This window comes from Thermopolyspora flexuosa, assembly GCF_006716785.1.
Classification (GTDB): Bacteria; Actinomycetota; Actinomycetes; order Streptosporangiales; family Streptosporangiaceae; genus Thermopolyspora; species Thermopolyspora flexuosa.
On the sequence record NZ_VFPQ01000001.1, the window covers coordinates 4,750,051 to 4,768,333 of the forward strand.

Genomic DNA, 18,283 nt, shown 5'->3' on the forward strand with positions numbered 1-18,283 from the left:
TCACCGGTCCCCGCGGGACTCCCGTCTTCTGGCGATGGCTTTGCTCACCTCGTCACGTTGTCCGGACAGCAAGACATAGCTTGCGAGGCCACTGATGAGGAAGGCGGCCACAAGGAGCCAGAACAGGTCCCGCAGACCGGTCAGATAGAGCACGGCGAGGGCGACGGCGAACAGCCCCACCCGCGACAGGGTGTAAACCACAAGTGGACGCACAGCGTCGAGGTTACGTCACTCTCACGATGGAGCGGTCGCACTTCGCATGAGGCGCGAGCGCTGCTACTCTTACCCAACACGGCGCTTTCATAAAGAAACACCCATCAGCGCCCCAAAGAGGCTCTATCATATAACAATCGGGCAGTCAGCCGATAACATCACGTGATCTTTGTGAAAAGCACGGATAAATCAGGCTCCGCTCGGCACACTGGTTACCTGTCCGCCCGCAGCAGGACGCGGGATGCGAGGGGGAGAGATTGTGGAGAGTAGCAGCGAGCGTCTGCTGACACCCGGGGAGGTCGCCGCCCTCTTCCGGGTCGACCCAAAAACGGTGACACGCTGGGCGGCCGCCGGCCGAATCAGCAGCATCCGCACCCCAGGTGGGCACCGGCGCTTCCGCGAGTCGGAGGTTCACGCCCTCCTGCGCGGTGAGGAGGTCCTGACGGCCGAACGCCAGAACAGCGAGTCACCGCGCGTCTGACGTCGACACCGTCACCACCGGTGATCCTGCGACCCCCGGAAGCCGCAGGGTCACTGGAGTGGGGGACCGGGACGCGCCGCCCGGCACCCCCCGACGACGCTCTTGGTCCTGCTGTGCCTGTTGCACCCTCTCGTGCGCTGATTGTCGTTCGCGTCGTCATCCGCCGGGGCCGGCACACCCCGGCACGTTGAGGTTCCGCGCCGGACGCGAGACCGGCCCGCGCGGGCACGCCCCCGGTGGCGCGCCACGGGTCCGGACCGCGGTGGGGATTCGGTGTGGAGCCGCCGCCGTGACGGCGTCGCTCCGGCGGTCCCGAAGGCGGCCCGGTGGGAAGGCCGCCGAGGAGACGACCGGAGGTGACGGCCGTGGCGGTGCCGTGCCGGCGCCGTGGCCGGCTGTGACGGCGCGTGGTGGTGGCGCGGCTGAGGTGCCTCCGGCACGGCGGAGTACCGGGGCGCCGCCGGGATCGCGGCCGGGAAGGGGCGGGCCACGACGGCCCCGGCGGCCGGAACGCGATCCGGCCATGACCGCCGATCCCGTCCGCGCCATGTCCTGCGGCCACACCGGGCACCGCCGCCGGGACACGTCGCCCGGCAGCACGTCCCCCAACGGCGTCGGCGCCGCCGTACCTGACGTGCTCGTTCACCGGCCGGCCCGGTGGCCCGTACGGCACAGTGGCACGGCGCGCCGCCGTTCCGCGGCGTCAACGGCGACGCCCCTCGACCGGCCCGTGCACCCCAAGGCGCCGTGCAGGGACACCGTCACCGGGCGGCACGAGACAGCGTCACCCGCGTGGTCACCCGCGCCGTCGCGCGGCATCGTCCGCGGCACGTCCCGCAGGTATCGCCCCCGATCGCGACCGGGCCGTCAGCGCTCCTGCTCCGCCTTGAAGGCGAGGAACGCGGCCTCCAGTTCGTCGTTCTCCTCTCGCCAGCGCCGCCGCATGGTGGCGAGCTCCTCCTCGCTGACCGCCTCCGCCGACCAGCGCTCGTACTCCGGATCACCCGGCGAGACCTCCACGTACGCGTTGCCGATGAGGCGCCCGTCATCGCTGGCCAGGGTCTGCGGCACCCGCAGGGTCCCGTCCGCGAGCCGGATCACGTACATCTGAGATCACCTAGATTCCGTAACGCCGGTTGAAGAACAACATCACGTTGAGCGCGGTCCTGGTGTCCCCGCCGAGCATGTCCACGAGCGCGGGGCGCTGGCGCGAGGCGATGGCGGCGAACGCGTCGGCGAAGAACTCCTTCCGCCCCAGGCCGTTGCCCTGCTTGTGGAAGCCCGACACCAGATGCGGCAGGCACTGCTCGTAGAGCGCCTTGAACTCCGGGGAGTCCGACACCCAGTCCCCCGGCGGCGCGTCGACGTCGTCGAGGGCGTGGCCCACCTCGTGCATCATCACGTCCGGGGTGGGTGAGGGCCGGTCCCCCACCACGATCTTGCGGTCGCCGTAGGCGCCGGCGCAGATGTCCCAGGTCGCCCGGCCCGACGGCAGCGGGGCGCCGCGCAGGTACCCCATGTCGTCGAGGTCCGGCACGCCGCCGGGGCCGACGTAGATGCCCTCGAGCCCGTCGGCGAGCTTCTCCTTCAGCCGGTCGGGGAGCCGCGCGAGGCTCTCGATCGCCCGCACGATCTCCGGCGGGGGCGGCCCGTCCGCCGCGTCCCACTGGCGGTGCAGCACCCGCTCCAGGGCGCCGCAGTGCCGCCGCCCGTCACCGAGGTCGGGGAAGTCCGGTGGATGCGGCGTGGCCTCCACCGGCCGGTAGTCGAGCTCGAAGTCCCGCCAGGTGTACACCGGCCGGTCCACGACCGGCGCGGTCACCGCGGTGCGGTAGGCGCGTTCCGGGCGCCTCGCCCGGTCACGCAGCTCGAAGCCGTTCCTCCGGTCCGGCGCCTCGCCGGACTCGACCCGCCGGTCCCCGCGCTCGGAGCGGCGGAACCAGCCGAACCGTTCGCCGCGTTCCGGCCGCGGCGCGTCACCCCGCTCCGGGCGCACCGCGTGCCGTTCGGCCTCACCCCGCGACTCGACCCCGCCGCGCGAGGTGTACGGCCCGCGCTGCCACCAGCGCAGCCCCCGTCGATGACGACCTCTGTCGCCCAATTGCGCCATCGCGCCTCTCTGTTCTCCACGGTCGAGTCGGCCGCCCCCGTCCGCTCGACGCCGCCCGTCCCGTCGGGGCCACTCGCCCGCCTCCGCCCGTCCGGCGGCGTTCCCTCGGTCGGGTCCCGGCCTCCCCTCCCCATCCTCGCCGAGAAGTGCTGTCGCGTCCCACGGTACGACGAGGGTCTCTGCCGAGTCACCCGTTATGCGGGGTTCTTTCGGTGGCCGCATCGCCGCCGCCACGGCCCGGCGGGCCGTTCCATGCGCGTGCGGGGCCGCCGTCAGCACATCCGGAACTTCCTCATCCGGACGTTCCGAACCTTGCGCAGCCAAAGGGCGATCTATGCCTGCTATGCCGTACGCTGCGCATATGCCTGTGGTTATCGGTCTGGCGCTGCTGGCCTTCTGGCTCTACTGCCTCTTCGACGTCATCACCACGCCCGAGGACCAGGTCCGGAACCTGCCGAAGGTGCTCTGGGTGCTGGTCGTCGTGCTCCTGATGACGGTCGGCGGCCTGCTGTGGCTGCTGCTCGGCCGCCCGCTGCAGCAGCAGGCGCACACGCCCGGCGGCCCCGCCGTGTTCGGCGGCGGCTCCTTCGGCCGGGCCACGCGCCGTCCCCCGGCGCCGCGTGGTCCCGATGACGACCCGGAGTTCCTGCGCAGCCTGGATCGGCGCATCCGCGGGGAGGAGTGACCGGCGGGGTGGCGCCGGTGCGGCGTCAACCGGCCCGGCAACGGGTACGGCCCGGCGACCGGCCGGGCCGATGCATGAGAACGGGACGGGATGACGGTGCTCGCCCGGGCGGCCGAGCGGCCGCCCCGGCGCCGGTGACCACGGGCGGGATCAGCCCGGGATGTCCGCGTACGAGTGCAGGCCGCCGAAGAAGATGTTCACCCCGACGAGGTTGAACAGCAGGCAGCCGCAGGCGACGAGCTGGATGATGACGCTCCGCTTGCCCCGCCAGCCCGCGGTGGCGTGGGCGTGCAGGTAGGCGGCGTACGCCAGCCAGGTGATGAACGACCAGACCTCCTTGGGGTCCCAGCCCCAGTAGCGGCCCCAGGCCCGGTCGGCCCACAGCGCGCCCGCGATCACGGCGAACGTCCACACCGGGAACGCGAGCACGATGGCACGGTGAGCGATCCGCTCCAGGGTCTCCCGGTCCGGCAGCCGCATGGCCCCCGGCCGGCGCACCAGGTAGAGCACGCCGGTGACCGCGGCGAGGAAGAACAGGCCGCTCGCGATGATCGCGGCGCCGACGTGCAGGGCGAGCCAGTAGGAGTTGAGCGCCGGGACCACGGGACCGGCCTGGACGTACAGGTAGAGCACGGCGAAGCCGAGCCCGAGCGCCGCGGCGAGCATGAGGAACGCGCCGAGGAAGCGGATCCGCTGCCGCAGCAGGAGCACGAGGAACGTGGTCACGGCGGCGAAGCAGATCGCCACCGTGAACTCGTACATGTTGCCCCACGGCCACCGGCCCGACGCCACGCCGCGGGTGACGATGCCGCCGAGGTTCGCCGCCCAGCCCAGCCAGCTGATCACGACCGCGACGCGCCCCGCGGTCGCCGCCCAGGGCGCGTACGGCACCGCGGCCGTCCCGGCGTCCTCGCCGGTGCCCGCCTCGGCCCGGTCGCCGCCGCTCTCGCCACCGCCGACGGTGACCAGTTCGCGGGACCGCGGGGCGGGCGCCTGGCCACGGGGACGGCCGAACGCGAGCTCCAGGGCGTATCCGATCATGGCGCCCAGGTAGAGCAGGACCGTCACCAGGATGAGCTGGTCGCTCAGCTGGGCGAGTCCGGTGTTGACCTGATTGCCCACCGTGTCACTCCTTAGCGGTACGGCCGCGAACCGGCCGCTCGGTATCGGTTGCGGCCGCCACCGGCCGCTGCTCGGCATCGGATGCGGCCGTCGCCGGCCGCTCGTCGGACGCGGCCGCGAACCGGCCGCGCAGGGAGCCGACGATCTCGTCGAACTCCTCGGTGAAGTTCACGTTGCCCTCGGTGCGGGCCAGGCCGCCGACCTCGATCGTCGCCGGGCCGTCGGCGCGGCTCACCCGGATCCACACCCGGCGGCGCCGGACCACGAGCGACAGCACGAGCGCCACCGTCGCCACCACCGCGGAGACGAGCGCGGGCAGCCGCCCGGGATCGTAGGTGATCTGGAGCGTGATCCACTCCTTGACCCCGGTGAACTCGATCGTGCCAGCCCCGTCCGGCAGCGTGAGCCGCTGCCCCGGCTGCAGCGGATCGGACTGCATCACCAGCGGCTGCAGCTTGTCGGTGTCGAGCTGGTAGACCGACTGCGGCACGCCGTCGTCGAGGCCGAGGTCGCCGGAGAACGCCCAGATCTGCACCGTGGGGTTGATCGCCGCCGGGAACACCGACACGTAGCCGCCCTCGGCGCTCGCCGTGCTCGGCAGGAACCGGGCGAGGAATCCGAGCTGCCGGGGCCGGGCGTCCGGGACCTTGATCACGCACTCGGAGGTGAGGGTGCGCTGGTCGACCGGGAGGCACGGCACCGGTCCCTCGAAGGCGACCTGCCCCTCGCCGTCGGTGACCTTGACGACCGGCGCGTACCCGTGGTTGAGCAGGTACGTCTGGGTGCCGTCCACATTGAGCGGCTCGTTCACCCGCAGGTCGTAGGCGCGCTCGGGCGCGCCCGGCCGGTCGGTCACCCCGAGCCTGGCCACGTAGTCGAGGGCCTGGCCCTGCCGCTCCCCCTCGGCCTGGTAGGTCGCCTGGAAGTCCCGCAGCGTGAACGTGAACGGCGCCAGCGAGTCGGCGGTGACGAGGCGGCCCGGCTGGAACCGGTCGTACACCGCGACCGTGTTGGCGAAGCCCTCCCCCTCGACGACGAGCACGTTGCCGCGGTAGCCGTACACCGCGCCGACGCCGACCGCGACGAGGATGCCGATCAGCGCGAAGTGGAAGAGCAGGTTGCCGACCTCGCGCAGGTAGCCCTTCTCGCCCGCGACCCAGTCGGGGCCGGTGGCCACCCGGAAGCCCTTGCGGCGCAGGTGCGCGGCGAGCTCGGCCACCTCGGCCTCGCCGTGGAACGCGGCGTGGCGCGGCAGCCGGGACAGGTTGCGCGGCGCGGCCGGGGGCCTGCGGCGCAGCTCCCGGTAGAGGGTGACCGAGCGGGGCAGCACGCAGCCGAGCAGCGAGACGAACAGCAGCAGGTAGATCGCCGCGTACCAGGGCGCCTGGAACACGTCGAACAGGTAGAGCCGGTCGAGCCACTCGGCGAGCGCGGGGCTGTCCCGGAAGTACTCGGCGACCTTCTCCGGGCTCACCCCGCGCTGCGGGAAGATCGAGCCGGGCACCGAGGCGACCGCGAACAGGAACAGCAGGATGAGCGCGGTGCGCATCGAGGTGAGCGTGCGCCAGCCCCAGCGCAGCCAGGCCACCGGGCCGAACCCGGCGGGGCGGCGGGGCGGGGCGGCGGCCGTCTCCTCCGGCGCCACGGCCTCCTCGCCGGGCGCCGTGGCGACCGTGGCGGCCTCGGCCGCGGCGGCGGGCCGCTCGGCGCCGCTCTCGCCAGGGACGTGGGAACGACTCATTCAGATCACCGGCCTGAACCCGCCGATCCAGCCCTGCATGCCCGCGACGAGCTCGGTCCACAGCCCGGTCACGAGCAGCAGGCCCACGGCGACGAGCATGCCGCCGCCGATGCGGGTGATGAGCTGCGTGTGCCGCCGCAGCGCCCGGAAGGCGTGCAGCGCCTGACGGTAGGCGAGCCCGGCGAGCACGAACGGCAGGCCGAGCCCGAGCGCGTACCCGAACGCGAGCGCCGCGCCGCGCGCCGCGCTGCCCTGGTCGAGGGAGAGTCCGAGCACCACGGCGAGGGTCGGGCCGATGCACGGCGTCCAGCCGAGCCCGAACACCACGCCGAGCAGCGGCGCCCCGGCGAGACCGGCCGCGGGCAGCCGCGAGATGCGGTAGTCGCGCTGCAGGCCCGGGATGAAGCCGAGGAACGCGAGCCCGAGCACGACGGTGAGCCCGCCGAGCACCCGGGTGATCACCTCGGCGTTGGCGTGCAGCGCCGCGCCGACGCCGCCGAACAGCGCGCCGCCGGCGACGAACACCAGGGCGAAGCCCAGCACGAACAGCGAGCTGCCGAGCACCATGCGGCCCCGCCTCGGGTCGCCGCTCATCCCGGTGACGTACGACAGGTAGCCGGGCACGAGCGGGAGCACGCACGGGGAGAGGAAGGAGACGACCCCGGCCGCCACCGCGATCGGCAGGGCCACGAGGAGGGAGCCCGCCGCCACGGTGTCGGCGAGCCCGTCAGCCGCCACCACTGCCCTCACCGCTGATCTTCGTCACGACGTCGAGCAGCGCCGAGTGCTTCACCTCGCCGAGCGCGCGGGCGGCGATCCGGCCCTGCCGGTCGATCACGAGCGTGGTGGGGATCGCGGCGGGCGGCACCGTGCCCTGGAAGGCGAGCGCCACCTTCCCCGGCTGGTCGAAGATGCTCGGGTACTCGATCTCGAAGCGGCGCTGGAAGGCGAGCGCGTCGGCCTTGCGGTCCTTGAAGTCCACGCCGAGGAAGGTCACGCCCTGGTCCTTGGTCCGGGCGGCGACGTCCTTGAGCGTGGGGGCCTCGCTGCGGCACGGCGCGCACCAGGAGGCCCAGAAGTTGAGCACGACCACCTTGCCCTTGTGGTCGGCGAGCGCGACGCGGTCGCCCTCCAGCGTCTCGCCCTCGATCGCGGGGGCCTCGCGGCGCTCGGCGGGGTCGAAGAGCTGCACGCGTCCGTCACCCGCGACGTACCGGGTGTCGCTCGACTGGTCGGCCGTGGCCTGGCCGCCCGCGCAGCCCGACAGGACCGCACCGGCCAGCGCGGCGATCAGAACGATGGCTTTCCTGGACACGACAGGACGTCTCCTCGCACTACACCCCGTAGAGCGCCACAGTACCCTGTGGCGGCGGCGGTTCCGGAACCGGGGGTTTCCCGATGGCGGTCAGGCCCCGGAGGGCGGTTCGGGCCCGCGCAGCAGCGCCCCCGCGGGCTCGCTGTAGCCGATGCTGATCAGCCGGTCGCCTTCGAAGGTGAGGGTGGTGAGGCTCGCCAGCGCGCACTGGCGGCGCCGCGGGTCGTGCCACAGCCGACGGCGCTCCGCGGCGAGGCGGATGACCCAGATCGGGAGCTGGTGCGAGACGAGGACCGCCTCGTGCCCGCGGGCGGCCGCGCGCGACTCGTCGATCACCGTCTTCATGCGGCGCACCACGTCGATGTACGGCTCGCCCCACGAGGGTCGAAAGGGGTTCCACAGGTAGCGGTAGTGACGCGGGCTGCGCAGCACGCCGCGCCCGACGCCGATCCGGTGCCCCTGGAACACGTTGTCGGCCTCGATCAGCCGGTCGTCGATCTTGACCTCGAGGCCGAGGCGCTCGGCGAGCGGTGCCGCCGTCTCCCGCGCGCGCTCCAGGGGTGAGCTGGCGATCAGGACGATGTCCCGGTCGGCGAGCGCCTTCGCCACCAGCTCGGCCATCTGCCGCCCGGTGTTCGACAGGTGGTAGCCGGGCAGGCGGCCGTAGAGGATGCCGTCGGGGTTGTGCACCTCGCCGTGCCGGAGCAGGTGAACGACAGTCGTGTCAGCCATGGTGGCTTCAGCTTACCCGCCGGTCGCATTTCCGCCGGTGGGCGACCTGCGCGGGCGGAACGGCCCCGCCACGCTCACCCGCCGGACGCCGCCGGCCTCCCCGCGCCTCCGGCCGGCGCGGCGGCGAGGTCGTACGGCACGGCGTCGACGGCCTCGGCCGCGGCCCGGATCGCGGCGACCGCCGCGCGGATCGCGGGCCGGCGCGCCGCGTCGCTGCGCCACAGCGCGAACACGCGGCGGACCGGGCGGGGCAGCAGCGGCACCATGCGCACGCCCTCCGGCACCCAGACCCGGCCGAGCCGCGGCACGATCGCGCAGCCGTGCCCGGCCGCGACGAGGGCGAGCTGGGTGTCGTACTCGTTGGCGAAGCAGCTGAACTCCGGCTCGAGCTCGGCCGAGCGCAGCGTGAACACCAGCCAGTCGTAGCAGATCTGCCCGGGCTCGGTGCTGATCCACTTGTCCCCGCACAGCTCGTGGAGGTGCACCTCGCGGCGGCCGGCGAACGGGTGGGTGGCGGGCAGCGCGACGTCGGCGATGTCCTCGAGGATCGGCGCGCGGGAGAGCCCCTCGGGGATGGCGAGCGGCTGGTTCGTCCAGTCCTGCGCCACGACGAGGTCGAGCTCGCCCCGGGACACCTCGCGGATCTGCCGGTCCGGGTCGCGCTCGTAGAGCACCAGGTCGAGGTTGGGGTGCTCGGCCTTGAGCAGGGAGAGCGCCCTCGGCATGATCCCCCGGGCCGCCGTGGGGAACGCGGCGATGGAGAGCCTGCCCACCACCGCGCCGCGCATCGCCTCGAAGTCGGCCTCCGCCTGCTCCACGAGCGCGAGGATGCGCCCGGCGTGCTCGGCGAGCACGCAGGCGGCGTCGGTGAGCCGTACCCCGCGCCCGTTGCGCTCGAGCAGCGGCGCCCCGGTCTCCCGTTCCAGCTTGGCGAGCTGCTGGGAGATCGCCGAGGGGGTGACCATGAGCGCCTCGGCGGCGGCGACGACGGATCCGTGGACGGCGACGGCGTGCAGCGCCTTGAGCCGGTTCAAGTCCAACATGTAGCAACTCTAAACCATACAGCCAAGGAAGTCTCGATTGTGCTTCACTGTTTAGCGATGGATGATTGAGGCATGCCGATCATTCACCATCTCTTCAAGAAGAGCCGTGTCAATGACCGTCCCCGCCCCTCCTATCTCGCGGCCCTCGCCGCCGAGGCCCGTAACAGCCGCGCCGCGTACCGCCGTCGCCGCCGCGAGGAGGAGGCCGACGAGCGCGGCCACTCCGGCCCAGCGCGCGGCCCTCGCCGCACCGGCCCGCCGCGCGCCCGCCGCTGACCGGGCCGCGGCCGGGCCGCCCGTCGCGGCCGGCCGTCCCGAGACGCGAAACGGCCCGGGGCCGGACGACCCCGGGCCGCGCCGTGTCAACGGGACGTAGCCGGAACGCGACCGGCGGGCTAGCGCCCGGTCGCGGCCGCGGCGGCCGCCTTCGCGGCGGCGGGCAGCGCCTCGACGACCTGGGAGATCGCCGCGTCGTCGTGCGCCGCCGACACGAACCAGGCCTCGTACGCCGAGGGCGGCAGGTACACGCCCTGGTCGAGCATGGCGTGGAAGAACGCGGTGAACGCGGCGGTGTCCTGCCGCCGGGCGGTGGCGAAGTCCGTGACCTCCTCGTCGATGAAGAAGATCGAGAACAGGTTGCCGGCCCGCTGCAGCCGGTGCGGCACGCCCGCGGCGGCGAGCGCCTCGGTCGCCGCGTCGCCGATCGCGGCCGCGGCGGCGTTCACCCGCGCGTAGGCGGCGTCGTCACAGGCGCGCAGCGTGGCGAGCCCGGCGGCGCAGGCGAGCGGGTTGCCGGACAGCGTGCCCGCCTGGTACACCGGCCCCTCCGGCGCGAGGTGGGCCATCACCTCGGCCCGGCCGCCGAACGCCGCGGCGGGCAGCCCGCCGCCCATCACCTTGCCGAACGTCATCAGGTCCGCGTCCACCGGGTCGACGCCGTACCAGCCCGACCGGGTGACCCGGAAGCCGGTGAGCACCTCGTCGATGATGAGCAGCGCGCCGTGTTGCGTGCACAGCTCGCGCAGCCGCCGGTTGAAGCCCGGCCGCGGCGGCACCACGCCCATGTTCGCCGGGCACGCCTCGGTGATCACGCAGGCGATCTCGTCGCCCACCTCGGCGAACGCCGCCTCCACCGCCTCCACCGAGTTGTACGGCAGCACGATCGTGTCGGCCGCCGACGCCCCGGTCACCCCGGGGGTGTCCGGCAGCCCGAAGGTGACCACGCCGGAGCCGGCCGAGGCCAGCAGCGCGTCGACGTGGCCGTGGTAGCACCCCGCGAACTTCACCACCTTCGACCGGCCGGTGAACCCGCGCGCCAGCCGTACCGCGGACATCGTCGCCTCGGTGCCGGAGTTGACCAGCCGCACCTTCTCCACCGGGGCGACCCGGTTGACGATCTCCTCGGCGAGCTCCACCTCGCGCGGGGTGGCGGTGCCGAACGAGGTGCCCTGCGCGGCCGCCTCGGTGAGCGCCGCGACGACCTCGGGGTGGGCGTGGCCGAGGATCATCGGCCCCCACGAGCAGACCAGGTCGACGTACCGGTTGCCGTCGGCGTCGAACACGTACGGCCCCGCGCCGGACACCATGAACCGGGGCGTGCCGCCCACCGCGCCGAACGCGCGGACCGGCGAGTTCACTCCGCCGGGCACGACCGCCCGGGCGCGCTCGAACAGCTCCTTCGACCTCTCGTCGCCCATCGGGCGCCCTCCGCTTCGCTCGCTCACCGCACCAGGGTACGGCGGGCCGCCCGCGGCCCCGCCCCCGCTCCGGCTACTCCAGGTAGTCCGCGAGGTGGTCGAGCACGCGCAGCGGGTCGGGCAGCGCCGCGCCGGCCGGCGGGCGCAGCCAGGTCACGGTGCCGCCGTCGCGGAGCGCGGACGGCGGGGCGAGCACGTAGCTGTCGCGGCAGTGCCAGCGCAGCCCCGGCTTGTCGTCGATCGTCTCCGGATAGCAGTCGAGCTGGCAGGACCACCACTCGTCCTCGTCCTCGGGCGCGCCCCGGGTCGCGACGAAAAAAAGGACCCGGTCGCCCCTCTCGGCGACCGGGCCGATCTGGAGGCCGGCGGCCTCCATCCCGGAAAGCGCCCGCAGGCCGGCGGCCCGGGGCACGTCGAACACGTCGAACACCCGGCCCGTCGGCAGGATCACGTTCGCCTCGGGGTCCCGTTCCCACCACCGCCGCAGCAGCTCCGGATCGGTCGTGGCCTGGATGGCCCAGCCCGGCGACAGCGGATGGCCGCCGGGATCGGGACAGCCCAGCCGGTCACAGGAGCAGGCCCGGCCGCCCTTGTCCAGCGGGTGCGCCCCCGGCACGCAGGCCCACCCCAGCTCGGCGTACTCGAGAACCGCGCGGATGATCTCCGCCGACCCATGCCTGCGTCGTTTGGAACGACGAGTCAGCGGAACCCCCACCATTCACGCTCCTCCCCGACTCTCCGCCGGCCCTCGCGCCCGGCGGATGAGATTCAGGATAGGACCCGCGCAATCTCGGTGGCCCAGTAGGTCAGGATCAGGTCCGCGCCCGCCCGGCGGATCGCGACGAGCGACTCCATGATCACGCGTTCCCGGTCGAGCCAGCCGTTCCGGGCGGCCGCCTCGATCATCGCGTACTCGCCGCTCACCTGGTACGCCGCGACCGGCACGTCGACCGCATCGCGCACCTGGCGCAGCACGTCGAGGTAGGCGAGCGCGGGCTTCACCATCACCGCGTCGGCCCCCTCGGCGAGGTCGAGCCGTACCTCGCGCAGCGCCTCCCCGATCGGCCCGGCCGGGTCCTGCTGGTAGGCGCTGCGGTCACCGAATTGCGGGGCGCACTCGGCGGCGTCCCGGAACGGGCCGTAGAACGCCGAGGCGTACTTGGCCGAGTAGGCGAGGATCGGGACGTGCGGGAAGCCGTTCGCGTCGAGCGCGGACCGGATCGCCGCGACCTGGCCGTCCATCATCCCGCTCGGCGCGATCACCTGGGAACCCGCGGCCGCCTGCGCCACCGCGATCGACGCGTAGCGCTCCAGCGTGGCGTCGTTGTCCACCTCGCCGTCCGCGGTGAGCAACCCGCAGTGGCCGTGGTCGGTGTACTCGTCGAGGCACAGGTCGGTCATCACGACGAGCGCGTCCCCGACCTCGGCGGCGAGGTCGGCGACGGCGAGCTGCACGATCCCCTGCGGGTCGTCGGCGGCCGAGCCGCGGGCGTCCTTGACCGCCGGGACGCCGAACAGGATGACGCCGCCCACGCCCGCCTCGGCCGCCTCGGCCGCGGCCTTGCGCAGCGAGTCGCGGGTGTGCTGGACCACGCCCGGCATGGAGGCGACCGGCTGCGGCTCGGTGATGCCCTCCTTGACGAACATCGGCAGGATGAGCTGGGCCGGGTGCAGCCGGGTCCCGGCCATCAGGCGGCGCATCGCGGCGCCGCGGCGCAGCCGGCGCGGCCGTACCGCGGGGAACGCCCCGCCCGGCGCCTCGCGCGCGGGAAACTCGGCACTCACTGCCATGTCACACCTCTCGCGACTGGTTCGCACTCTTCGGTACGGCCCTCGGTACGGCACGGCCGTGCCGGGACGCCGTCACTTGACGACGCGGCGCCGGGCGCCCCGCCGCATCTGGGACGGCTTGCGCGGCGTCTCCCCGGCGGCGAGCGCGGCCTGCCGCCGCTTTGCGCCGTACTCGGCGAGCGCGGCGGCGAGCGCGTACGCGGACGGCTTGTCGGCCATCACGTCGACCCGGAGCCCGAACTCCTCGGCGGTCTTCGCGGTCTGCGGGCCGATCACCGCGATCACCGTCACGTTGTGCGGCTTGCCGGCGATGCCGACGAGGTTGCGCACCGTGGAGCTGGAGGTGAACAGCACCGCGTCGAACCCGCCGCCCTTGATCGCCTCGCGGATCGGCGCGGGCGGGGGCGCCGCGCGCACCGTGCGGTAGGCGGTGACGTCGTCGCACTCCCAGCCCATCTCGGTGAGCCCGGCGACGAGCGTCTCGGTGGCGATGTCGGCGCGCGGCAGCAGCACCCGGTTGATCGGGTCGAGCATCGGGTCGTACGGCGGCCACTCGGCGAGCAGTCCCTCGGCCGACTGCTCACCGCTCGGCACCAGGTCGGCCCGCACCCCGAACTCGGCGAGCGCGCGGGCGGTGGTCTCGCCCACCGCGGCGACCTTGAGCCCGGCGAACGAGCGGGCGTCGAGGCCGTACTCCTCGAACTTCTCCCGGATCGCGCGGACCGCGTTCACCGAGGTGAACGCCACCCACTCGTACCGGCCGTTGATCAGGCCCTTGATCGCCCGGTCCATCTGCTGCGGGGTGCGCGGCGGCTCCACCGAGATCGTGGGCACCTCGACCGGGACCGCGCCGTACGAGCGGAGCTGCTCGGTGAGCCCCTTGGCCTGCTCCTTGGTGCGCGGCACGAGCACCCGCCAGCCGAACAGCGGCTTGGTCTCGAACCAGGACATGCGCTCGCGCGCGGGCACGTGGTCGCCCACGATGAGCACGGCCGGTCCCTCGAGGGCGGCGTGCTTGAGCTCGCGGGCGAGCCCGGCGAGCGTGGCGACGACGGTGCGCTGCTCGGTCGTGGTGCCGTTCACGGTCACCGCGATCGGGGTGGTGTCGGCCCGGCCCGCGGCCACCAGCGCCTTGGCGATCGCCACCGCCTCCTCCACCGGGGCGTGGATCACCAGCGGCCCGGCGCAGTTCGCGTGCGCCGACCAGTCCCCGACCCGGGAGGCGTCGACGACGCGGAACTCCGCGGTCCCGGTCGTGGCCGTCGGGATGCCCGCGTACGCCGGGACGCCGGTCGCGGCCGGCACGCCCGGCACGATCTCGAACTCGACCTCCGCCTCGGCGCAGGCCGCGATCTCGGCGGTGACGTCGGCGAAGAACAGCGGGTCGCCGGGGCAGAGCCGGACCACGTTGCGGCCCGCCTTCCCGGCCTCGACCATGCGGGCGACCGCCGCCTCGTGGCCCTCGGCGAGGTCGGCGACCTCCACGCCGGCCCGGCAGTGGCGCAGGAAGCCCTCGTGTGCGGCCCGGTCGAGCACGACCAGGTCGGCCTTGGCGAGCAGGTCGGCACCACGCAGGGTGAGCAGGTTCGGGTCACCCGGCCCCGTGCCCACGAACGCGACCATCTGACATCCGGAGCTCAATGGATCCGCTCCCCCATCAACGTGCCGGCACCGTCCGCGATCATGGCGGCCGCGAGGTCACGGCCGAGCTCCATGGGGCTCGTGGCGGGTCCGGCGGTGGACTTGCGCACCGACCGCGTGCCGTCGATCGCGACCACGGCGGCGGTCAGATTAAGAGGTTTTTCCCTGTTTTGTTCCCTGTCGATCACCGCGAATGCGCCCACCGGAGCGGCGCATCCGGCCTCCAGCGCGGCGAGCACGGCCCGCTCGGCCGTGACCTCGGCCCGGGTCGCCGGGTCGTCGAGGACCGCGAGCAGCTCGATCAGATCGGTACGGCCTGCCGCGCACTCGACCGCGAGCGCGCCCTGGCCCGGCGCGGGCAGCACCTCGTCGAGCTCGAAGAGCTGCCCGATCTCGTGGCTCCGGCCGACCCGGTTGAGCCCGGCGGCGGCGAGCACGACCGCGTCGAGCTCGCCCGCGGCGACCTTGCCGATCCGGGTGTCGAGGTTGCCGCGGATGGGGACGTACTCCAGGTCCGGCCGCAGCGCCCGCAGCTGCGCGACCCGGCGCGGCGAGCCGGTGCCGATCTTCGCGCCGGCGGGCAGGTCGGCGAGCTTCACCCGGCACACCAGCGCGTCGCGCGGGTCCTCGCGGGGCGGCACGGCCGCGATCACCACGCGGGGGTCCGGCGCGGTCGGCAGGTCCTTCAGCGAGTGCACCGCGATGTCGATCTCGCCCGCGATGAGCCTCTCGCGCAGCGCGCTGACGAACACCCCGGTGCCGCCGAGCTGGGTGAGGTGGGCCCGGGTGACGTCGCCGAAGGTGGTGACCCCGACCAGCTCGACCGGGCGGCCGGTGATCCTGGTGAGGCGGTCGGCGACCTGCCGGGACTGGGTGGTGGCGAGCTCGCTCTTGCGCGTGCCCAGCCTCAAGGCCTTCATCGCATCTCCTCGCGTGTCCCGCCCGGTGCGTCCGGACGCGGGCGGACCGACCCGGTGGGCCACCGCACGCCCCGGCGACGGGGGCGCGAGGCGGTGGGGGCCGCGCCGTCACGCGCGGGGACCGCGATGCCCGGCATCGCCCGCGGTCCGCGGGGGACGGGCGGGGCGGTCGGCCGGCGGCGCGACGCGAGGGCCGGCCCGCGCGGGCCGGCGTCCTCGGGTCGATGTCGTTGAGAGAACAACAAGCCTACTCCAGATCCGTGACCTGCCCGCCCGCCGCGCGACCGCCCGGCATCCCGCGCTCGGGCCCGTCGGCCCGCGACACCGCCTCCGGCGTCATCGGATCGAGGTCGAACAGTTCGCGCAGCGCCTGGGCGTAGTGGTCGCCGCCCGGCGCCGCGGCGAGGCGCTTCACCCGCACGGTGGGCTCGTGCAGCAGCTTGTCGACGACGCGGCGCACCGTCTGGGCGACCTCGTCGCGCATGCGCCGGTCCATCTCGGGCACCCGGGCCGCGAGCCGGCCCAGCTCGGCCTCGACCACCCCGGCCGCCTTGCTGCGCAGCGCGACCACGGTGGGGGTGACCCGCGCGGCCCGCTTGGCCTCGAGGTAGGCGGCGACCTCCTCGTCGACGATGCGCTCGGCCGCCTCGATCGCGGCCCGCCGCCCGCCGTCCCGGGTCGCCGACCCGACGCCGGACTCCTGCATCGACTCCAGGTCGACGAGGGTCACGCCGGGCACCAGCCGTACCGCGGGGTCGATGTCGTGCGGCAGCGCGAGGTCGAGCAGGAACAGCGGCCGGTCGGCCTCGCGGCCGCGCATCGCCGCGGCGACCATGTCGGCGGTGATCACGAGACGGCCCGCGCCGGTGCACGAGACCACGATGTCGGCCCCGGCGAGCTCGCGGGCGACGTGGCCGAACTCCACCGCCCGGCCGCCCACCGACTGGGCGAGCTGCAGGCCGCGGTCGAAGGTGCGGTTGGCGACGACGATGTCGGTCACCCCGGCGCGCACCAGCGTCGCCGCGGTGAGCGCGCTCATCGAGCCCGCGCCGATCACCAGGGCCCGGCTGCCCGCGATCGGGCCGCCGAGCACGGTCTCGGCGAGCTCGACGCCGACCCCGATGAGCGAGGCCCCGGCCCGGTCGATGCCGGTCTCGGTGTGCGCGCGCTTGCCGACGCGCAGGGCGTACTGGGTGAGCTCGTTGAGCGTGGTGCCGACCGTGCCCTCCTGCTGGCCGAGCTTGAGGGCCTGGCGGACCTGGCCGAGGATCTGCGCCTCGCCCACCACCATCGAGTCGAGGCCGCAGGCGACCCGGAACAGGTGCTGCACGGCCCGGTCCTCGTAGTGCACGTACAGGTGCGGGGTGAGCGCCTCCTCCGCCACCCCCGAGTGGGCGCTGAGCAGCCGGGTCACCGCGTTCACCGCGGCGTGGAACCGCTCCACCGCGGTGTACACCTCCACCCGGTTGCAGGTGGAGATCACCATCGTCTCGGCGACGTGCTCGTCCTGCTGCACGTCGTGCAGGAGCTTGGTCAGCGCGTCACCGCTGACCGCCACCTTCTCCAGCAGCGCCACCGGGGCGGTGCGATGACTCAGCCCCACCACGAGCACGCTCACGGTTCCTCCTTCACCACGGCCGCGTGCCCGCGGTCCTGCTCGCCGATCCGTCCACTCCACTCACGCACAGGGTTTCGCCTCCATCACGACCGTGTGCCGCCCTGCCGGCGCGATGCCGCCACGGCGGTCGCGGACGGTCCCGCGTCGCCCGCTCACGTCGTCCGTCCCCCGATAACCGCCATGTCCGCTCACGTCGTGGCCGTCCCCCCGCCGCGTCCGCCGTTCCGTCCCCTGGCGGGTCCGTTTCCGGGCCCGTTCGCGGGGCCGCTCGTCCGTGCCCGGCCCGCGGCCCGCCGTCCGGCGCCCCGCCCGTTCACGTCGTTCCTGCCCGGCGGGGCCACGGTCAGCGCGCCCGCTCCGGCGTCGCCGTCCGGACCGGTGCCACCCACCTCACCGTACGGCGCGGCGGCGTTGATCGCCGCCTCGCCCTGCGCGGCCCGGGCGACCGCCTCGCCCGGCGGGGTGACCTCGGCGGCCACGCCGCGCGGCGCGGTGGCCCCGGCCTCGGCGCGTTCCGCCTTGCGCTGCTCGTGGAAGGCGAGGATCTGCAGCTCGATCGCGAGGTCGACCTTGCGGACCTCCACGCCCTCGGGCACCGAGAGCACCACGGGGGCGAAGTTGAGGATGCTGGTGACGCCCGCGTCGATCACCCGGTCGGCCACCTCCTGGGCGGCCTGGGCGGGTGTGGCGATGACCACGATCGACACGCCGCGCCGCTTGATCACGTTCTCCAGGTCGTCGATGTGCTCGACGACGAGGCCGGCGATGCGTTCCCCCACCACCGCGGGGTCGGCGTCGACCAGGGCGGCCACCCGGAAGCCGCGGGAGACGAAGCCTCCGTAGTTCGCCAGCGCCCGGCCGAGGTTACCGACACCCACGATCGCGATCGCCCAGTCCTGGGTCAGGCCCAGCTCCCGGGAGATCTGGTAGATCAGGTACTGCACGTCGTAGCCGACGCCACGGGTGCCGTACGAGCCCAGGTGGGACAGGTCCTTGCGGAGTTTCGCGGAGTTGACCCCGGCGGCCACCGCGAGATCCTCCGAGCTGACCGTCGCCGTGCCCCGCTCCGCGAGGCCGTTGAGGGCGCGCAGGTACAGCGGCAGCCGGGCCACGGTCGCATCGGGGATGCCCCGATCGCGAGGTTGCGGGGTTCGGCGTGTCACGTGCCGGAGCT

The 18,283-nt window shown here is 73.8% G+C and carries 18 protein-coding genes and 1 pseudogene; 3 read left to right on the forward strand and 16 right to left on the reverse strand.

What is annotated here, in order from left to right:
- On the reverse strand, window positions 1–213 hold the full coding sequence (locus FHX40_RS20360; protein ID WP_142261101.1) for a DUF4229 domain-containing protein: 213 nt from the start codon (window positions 211–213) through the stop codon (window positions 1–3).
- A gap of 241 nt (window positions 214–454) precedes the next feature.
- Between FHX40_RS20360 and FHX40_RS20365 the strand changes: the two genes are divergently transcribed.
- Window positions 455–694 (forward strand): BldC family transcriptional regulator, encoded by a 240-nt coding sequence (locus FHX40_RS20365; protein WP_142261102.1) that lies wholly within the window; start codon window positions 455–457, stop codon window positions 692–694.
- Window positions 695–1,561: 867 nt separating this feature from the next.
- On the opposite strand, the gene FHX40_RS20370 is transcribed toward FHX40_RS20365, so the two are convergent.
- Window positions 1,562–1,801 carry a hypothetical protein gene (locus tag FHX40_RS20370; RefSeq protein WP_142261103.1) on the reverse strand — a complete coding sequence of 80 codons (240 nt, stop codon included), beginning with the start codon at window positions 1,799–1,801 and terminating at the stop codon, window positions 1,562–1,564.
- Window positions 1,802–1,811: 10 nt separating this feature from the next.
- Window positions 1,812–2,804, reverse strand: coding sequence for a hypothetical protein (locus FHX40_RS20375; RefSeq protein ID WP_170198901.1), 993 nt, complete (start codon window positions 2,802–2,804; stop codon window positions 1,812–1,814).
- A gap of 361 nt (window positions 2,805–3,165) precedes the next feature.
- On the opposite strand from FHX40_RS20375, the gene FHX40_RS20380 reads away from it, so the two are divergent.
- Window positions 3,166–3,489 carry a PLDc N-terminal domain-containing protein gene (locus FHX40_RS20380; RefSeq protein ID WP_229788524.1) on the forward strand — a complete coding sequence of 108 codons (324 nt, stop codon included), beginning with the start codon at window positions 3,166–3,168 and terminating at the stop codon, window positions 3,487–3,489.
- A 150-nt stretch (window positions 3,490–3,639) separates the two neighbouring features.
- On the opposite strand, the gene ccsA is transcribed toward FHX40_RS20380, so the two are convergent.
- The 6 genes from ccsA to FHX40_RS20410 form a co-directional block, all read right to left on the reverse strand.
- Window positions 3,640–4,611, reverse strand: a complete 972-nt coding sequence (gene ccsA, locus FHX40_RS20385; protein WP_142261105.1) for a cytochrome c biogenesis protein CcsA — start codon at window positions 4,609–4,611, stop codon at window positions 3,640–3,642.
- Between the two features lie 4 nt (window positions 4,612–4,615).
- A complete protein-coding gene (gene resB / locus FHX40_RS20390; protein ID WP_142261106.1) occupies window positions 4,616–6,352 on the reverse strand; it encodes a cytochrome c biogenesis protein ResB in 1,737 nt (578 codons plus the stop codon).
- Window positions 6,353–7,090, reverse strand: a complete 738-nt coding sequence (locus tag FHX40_RS20395) for a cytochrome c biogenesis CcdA family protein (RefSeq protein WP_189136175.1) — start codon at window positions 7,088–7,090, stop codon at window positions 6,353–6,355.
- Complete coding sequence (locus FHX40_RS20400; protein WP_142261108.1) at window positions 7,080–7,667, reverse strand: TlpA family protein disulfide reductase; 588 nt, start codon at window positions 7,665–7,667, stop codon at window positions 7,080–7,082. The genes FHX40_RS20395 and FHX40_RS20400 overlap by 11 nt, the downstream gene beginning before the upstream one ends.
- 90 nt (window positions 7,668–7,757) lie before the next feature.
- Window positions 7,758–8,399: a histidine phosphatase family protein gene (locus tag FHX40_RS20405; protein ID WP_142261109.1), complete on the reverse strand. Its 642-nt coding sequence runs from the start codon at window positions 8,397–8,399 to the stop codon at window positions 7,758–7,760.
- Window positions 8,400–8,473: 74 nt separating this feature from the next.
- Window positions 8,474–9,442 carry a LysR family transcriptional regulator gene (locus FHX40_RS20410; RefSeq protein ID WP_142261110.1) on the reverse strand — a complete coding sequence of 323 codons (969 nt, stop codon included), beginning with the start codon at window positions 9,440–9,442 and terminating at the stop codon, window positions 8,474–8,476.
- A 72-nt stretch (window positions 9,443–9,514) separates the two neighbouring features.
- Here FHX40_RS20410 and FHX40_RS20415 point away from each other — a divergent pair, with 72 nt between their 5' ends.
- Entirely contained in the window at window positions 9,515–9,718 is a 204-nt protein-coding gene (locus FHX40_RS20415) for a hypothetical protein (RefSeq protein ID WP_142261111.1), read from the forward strand.
- 119 nt (window positions 9,719–9,837) lie between these two features.
- Here FHX40_RS20415 and hemL read toward each other — a convergent pair whose 3' ends face one another.
- The 7 genes and pseudogenes from hemL to FHX40_RS20450 form a co-directional block, all read right to left on the reverse strand.
- The gene (hemL, locus tag FHX40_RS20420) at window positions 9,838–11,139 is read right to left on the reverse strand and encodes a glutamate-1-semialdehyde 2,1-aminomutase (protein ID WP_142261923.1); all 1,302 of its coding nucleotides are present in this window, start codon (window positions 11,137–11,139) and stop codon (window positions 9,838–9,840) included.
- 73 nt (window positions 11,140–11,212) lie between these two features.
- A complete protein-coding gene (locus FHX40_RS20425) occupies window positions 11,213–11,857 on the reverse strand; it encodes a bifunctional DNA primase/polymerase (RefSeq protein WP_142261112.1) in 645 nt (214 codons plus the stop codon).
- A gap of 50 nt (window positions 11,858–11,907) precedes the next feature.
- Window positions 11,908–12,930: a porphobilinogen synthase gene (gene hemB, locus FHX40_RS20430; protein WP_142261113.1), complete on the reverse strand. Its 1,023-nt coding sequence runs from the start codon at window positions 12,928–12,930 to the stop codon at window positions 11,908–11,910.
- A 72-nt stretch (window positions 12,931–13,002) separates the two neighbouring features.
- Window positions 13,003–14,553, reverse strand: coding sequence for a bifunctional uroporphyrinogen-III C-methyltransferase/uroporphyrinogen-III synthase (locus FHX40_RS20435; RefSeq protein WP_142261114.1), 1,551 nt, complete (start codon window positions 14,551–14,553; stop codon window positions 13,003–13,005).
- Window positions 14,554–14,567: 14 nt separating this feature from the next.
- On the reverse strand, window positions 14,568–15,491 hold the full coding sequence (gene hemC / locus FHX40_RS20440; RefSeq protein ID WP_142261115.1) for a hydroxymethylbilane synthase: 924 nt from the start codon (window positions 15,489–15,491) through the stop codon (window positions 14,568–14,570).
- A 247-nt stretch (window positions 15,492–15,738) separates the two neighbouring features.
- Complete coding sequence (locus tag FHX40_RS20445; protein WP_142261116.1) at window positions 15,739–17,109, reverse strand: glutamyl-tRNA reductase; 1,371 nt, start codon at window positions 17,107–17,109, stop codon at window positions 15,739–15,741.
- 497 nt (window positions 17,110–17,606) lie between these two features.
- Window positions 17,607–18,272 (reverse strand): annotated as a pseudogene (locus FHX40_RS20450) (redox-sensing transcriptional repressor Rex); the annotation flags it as partial.
- Window positions 18,273–18,283: the final 11 nt, after the last annotated feature.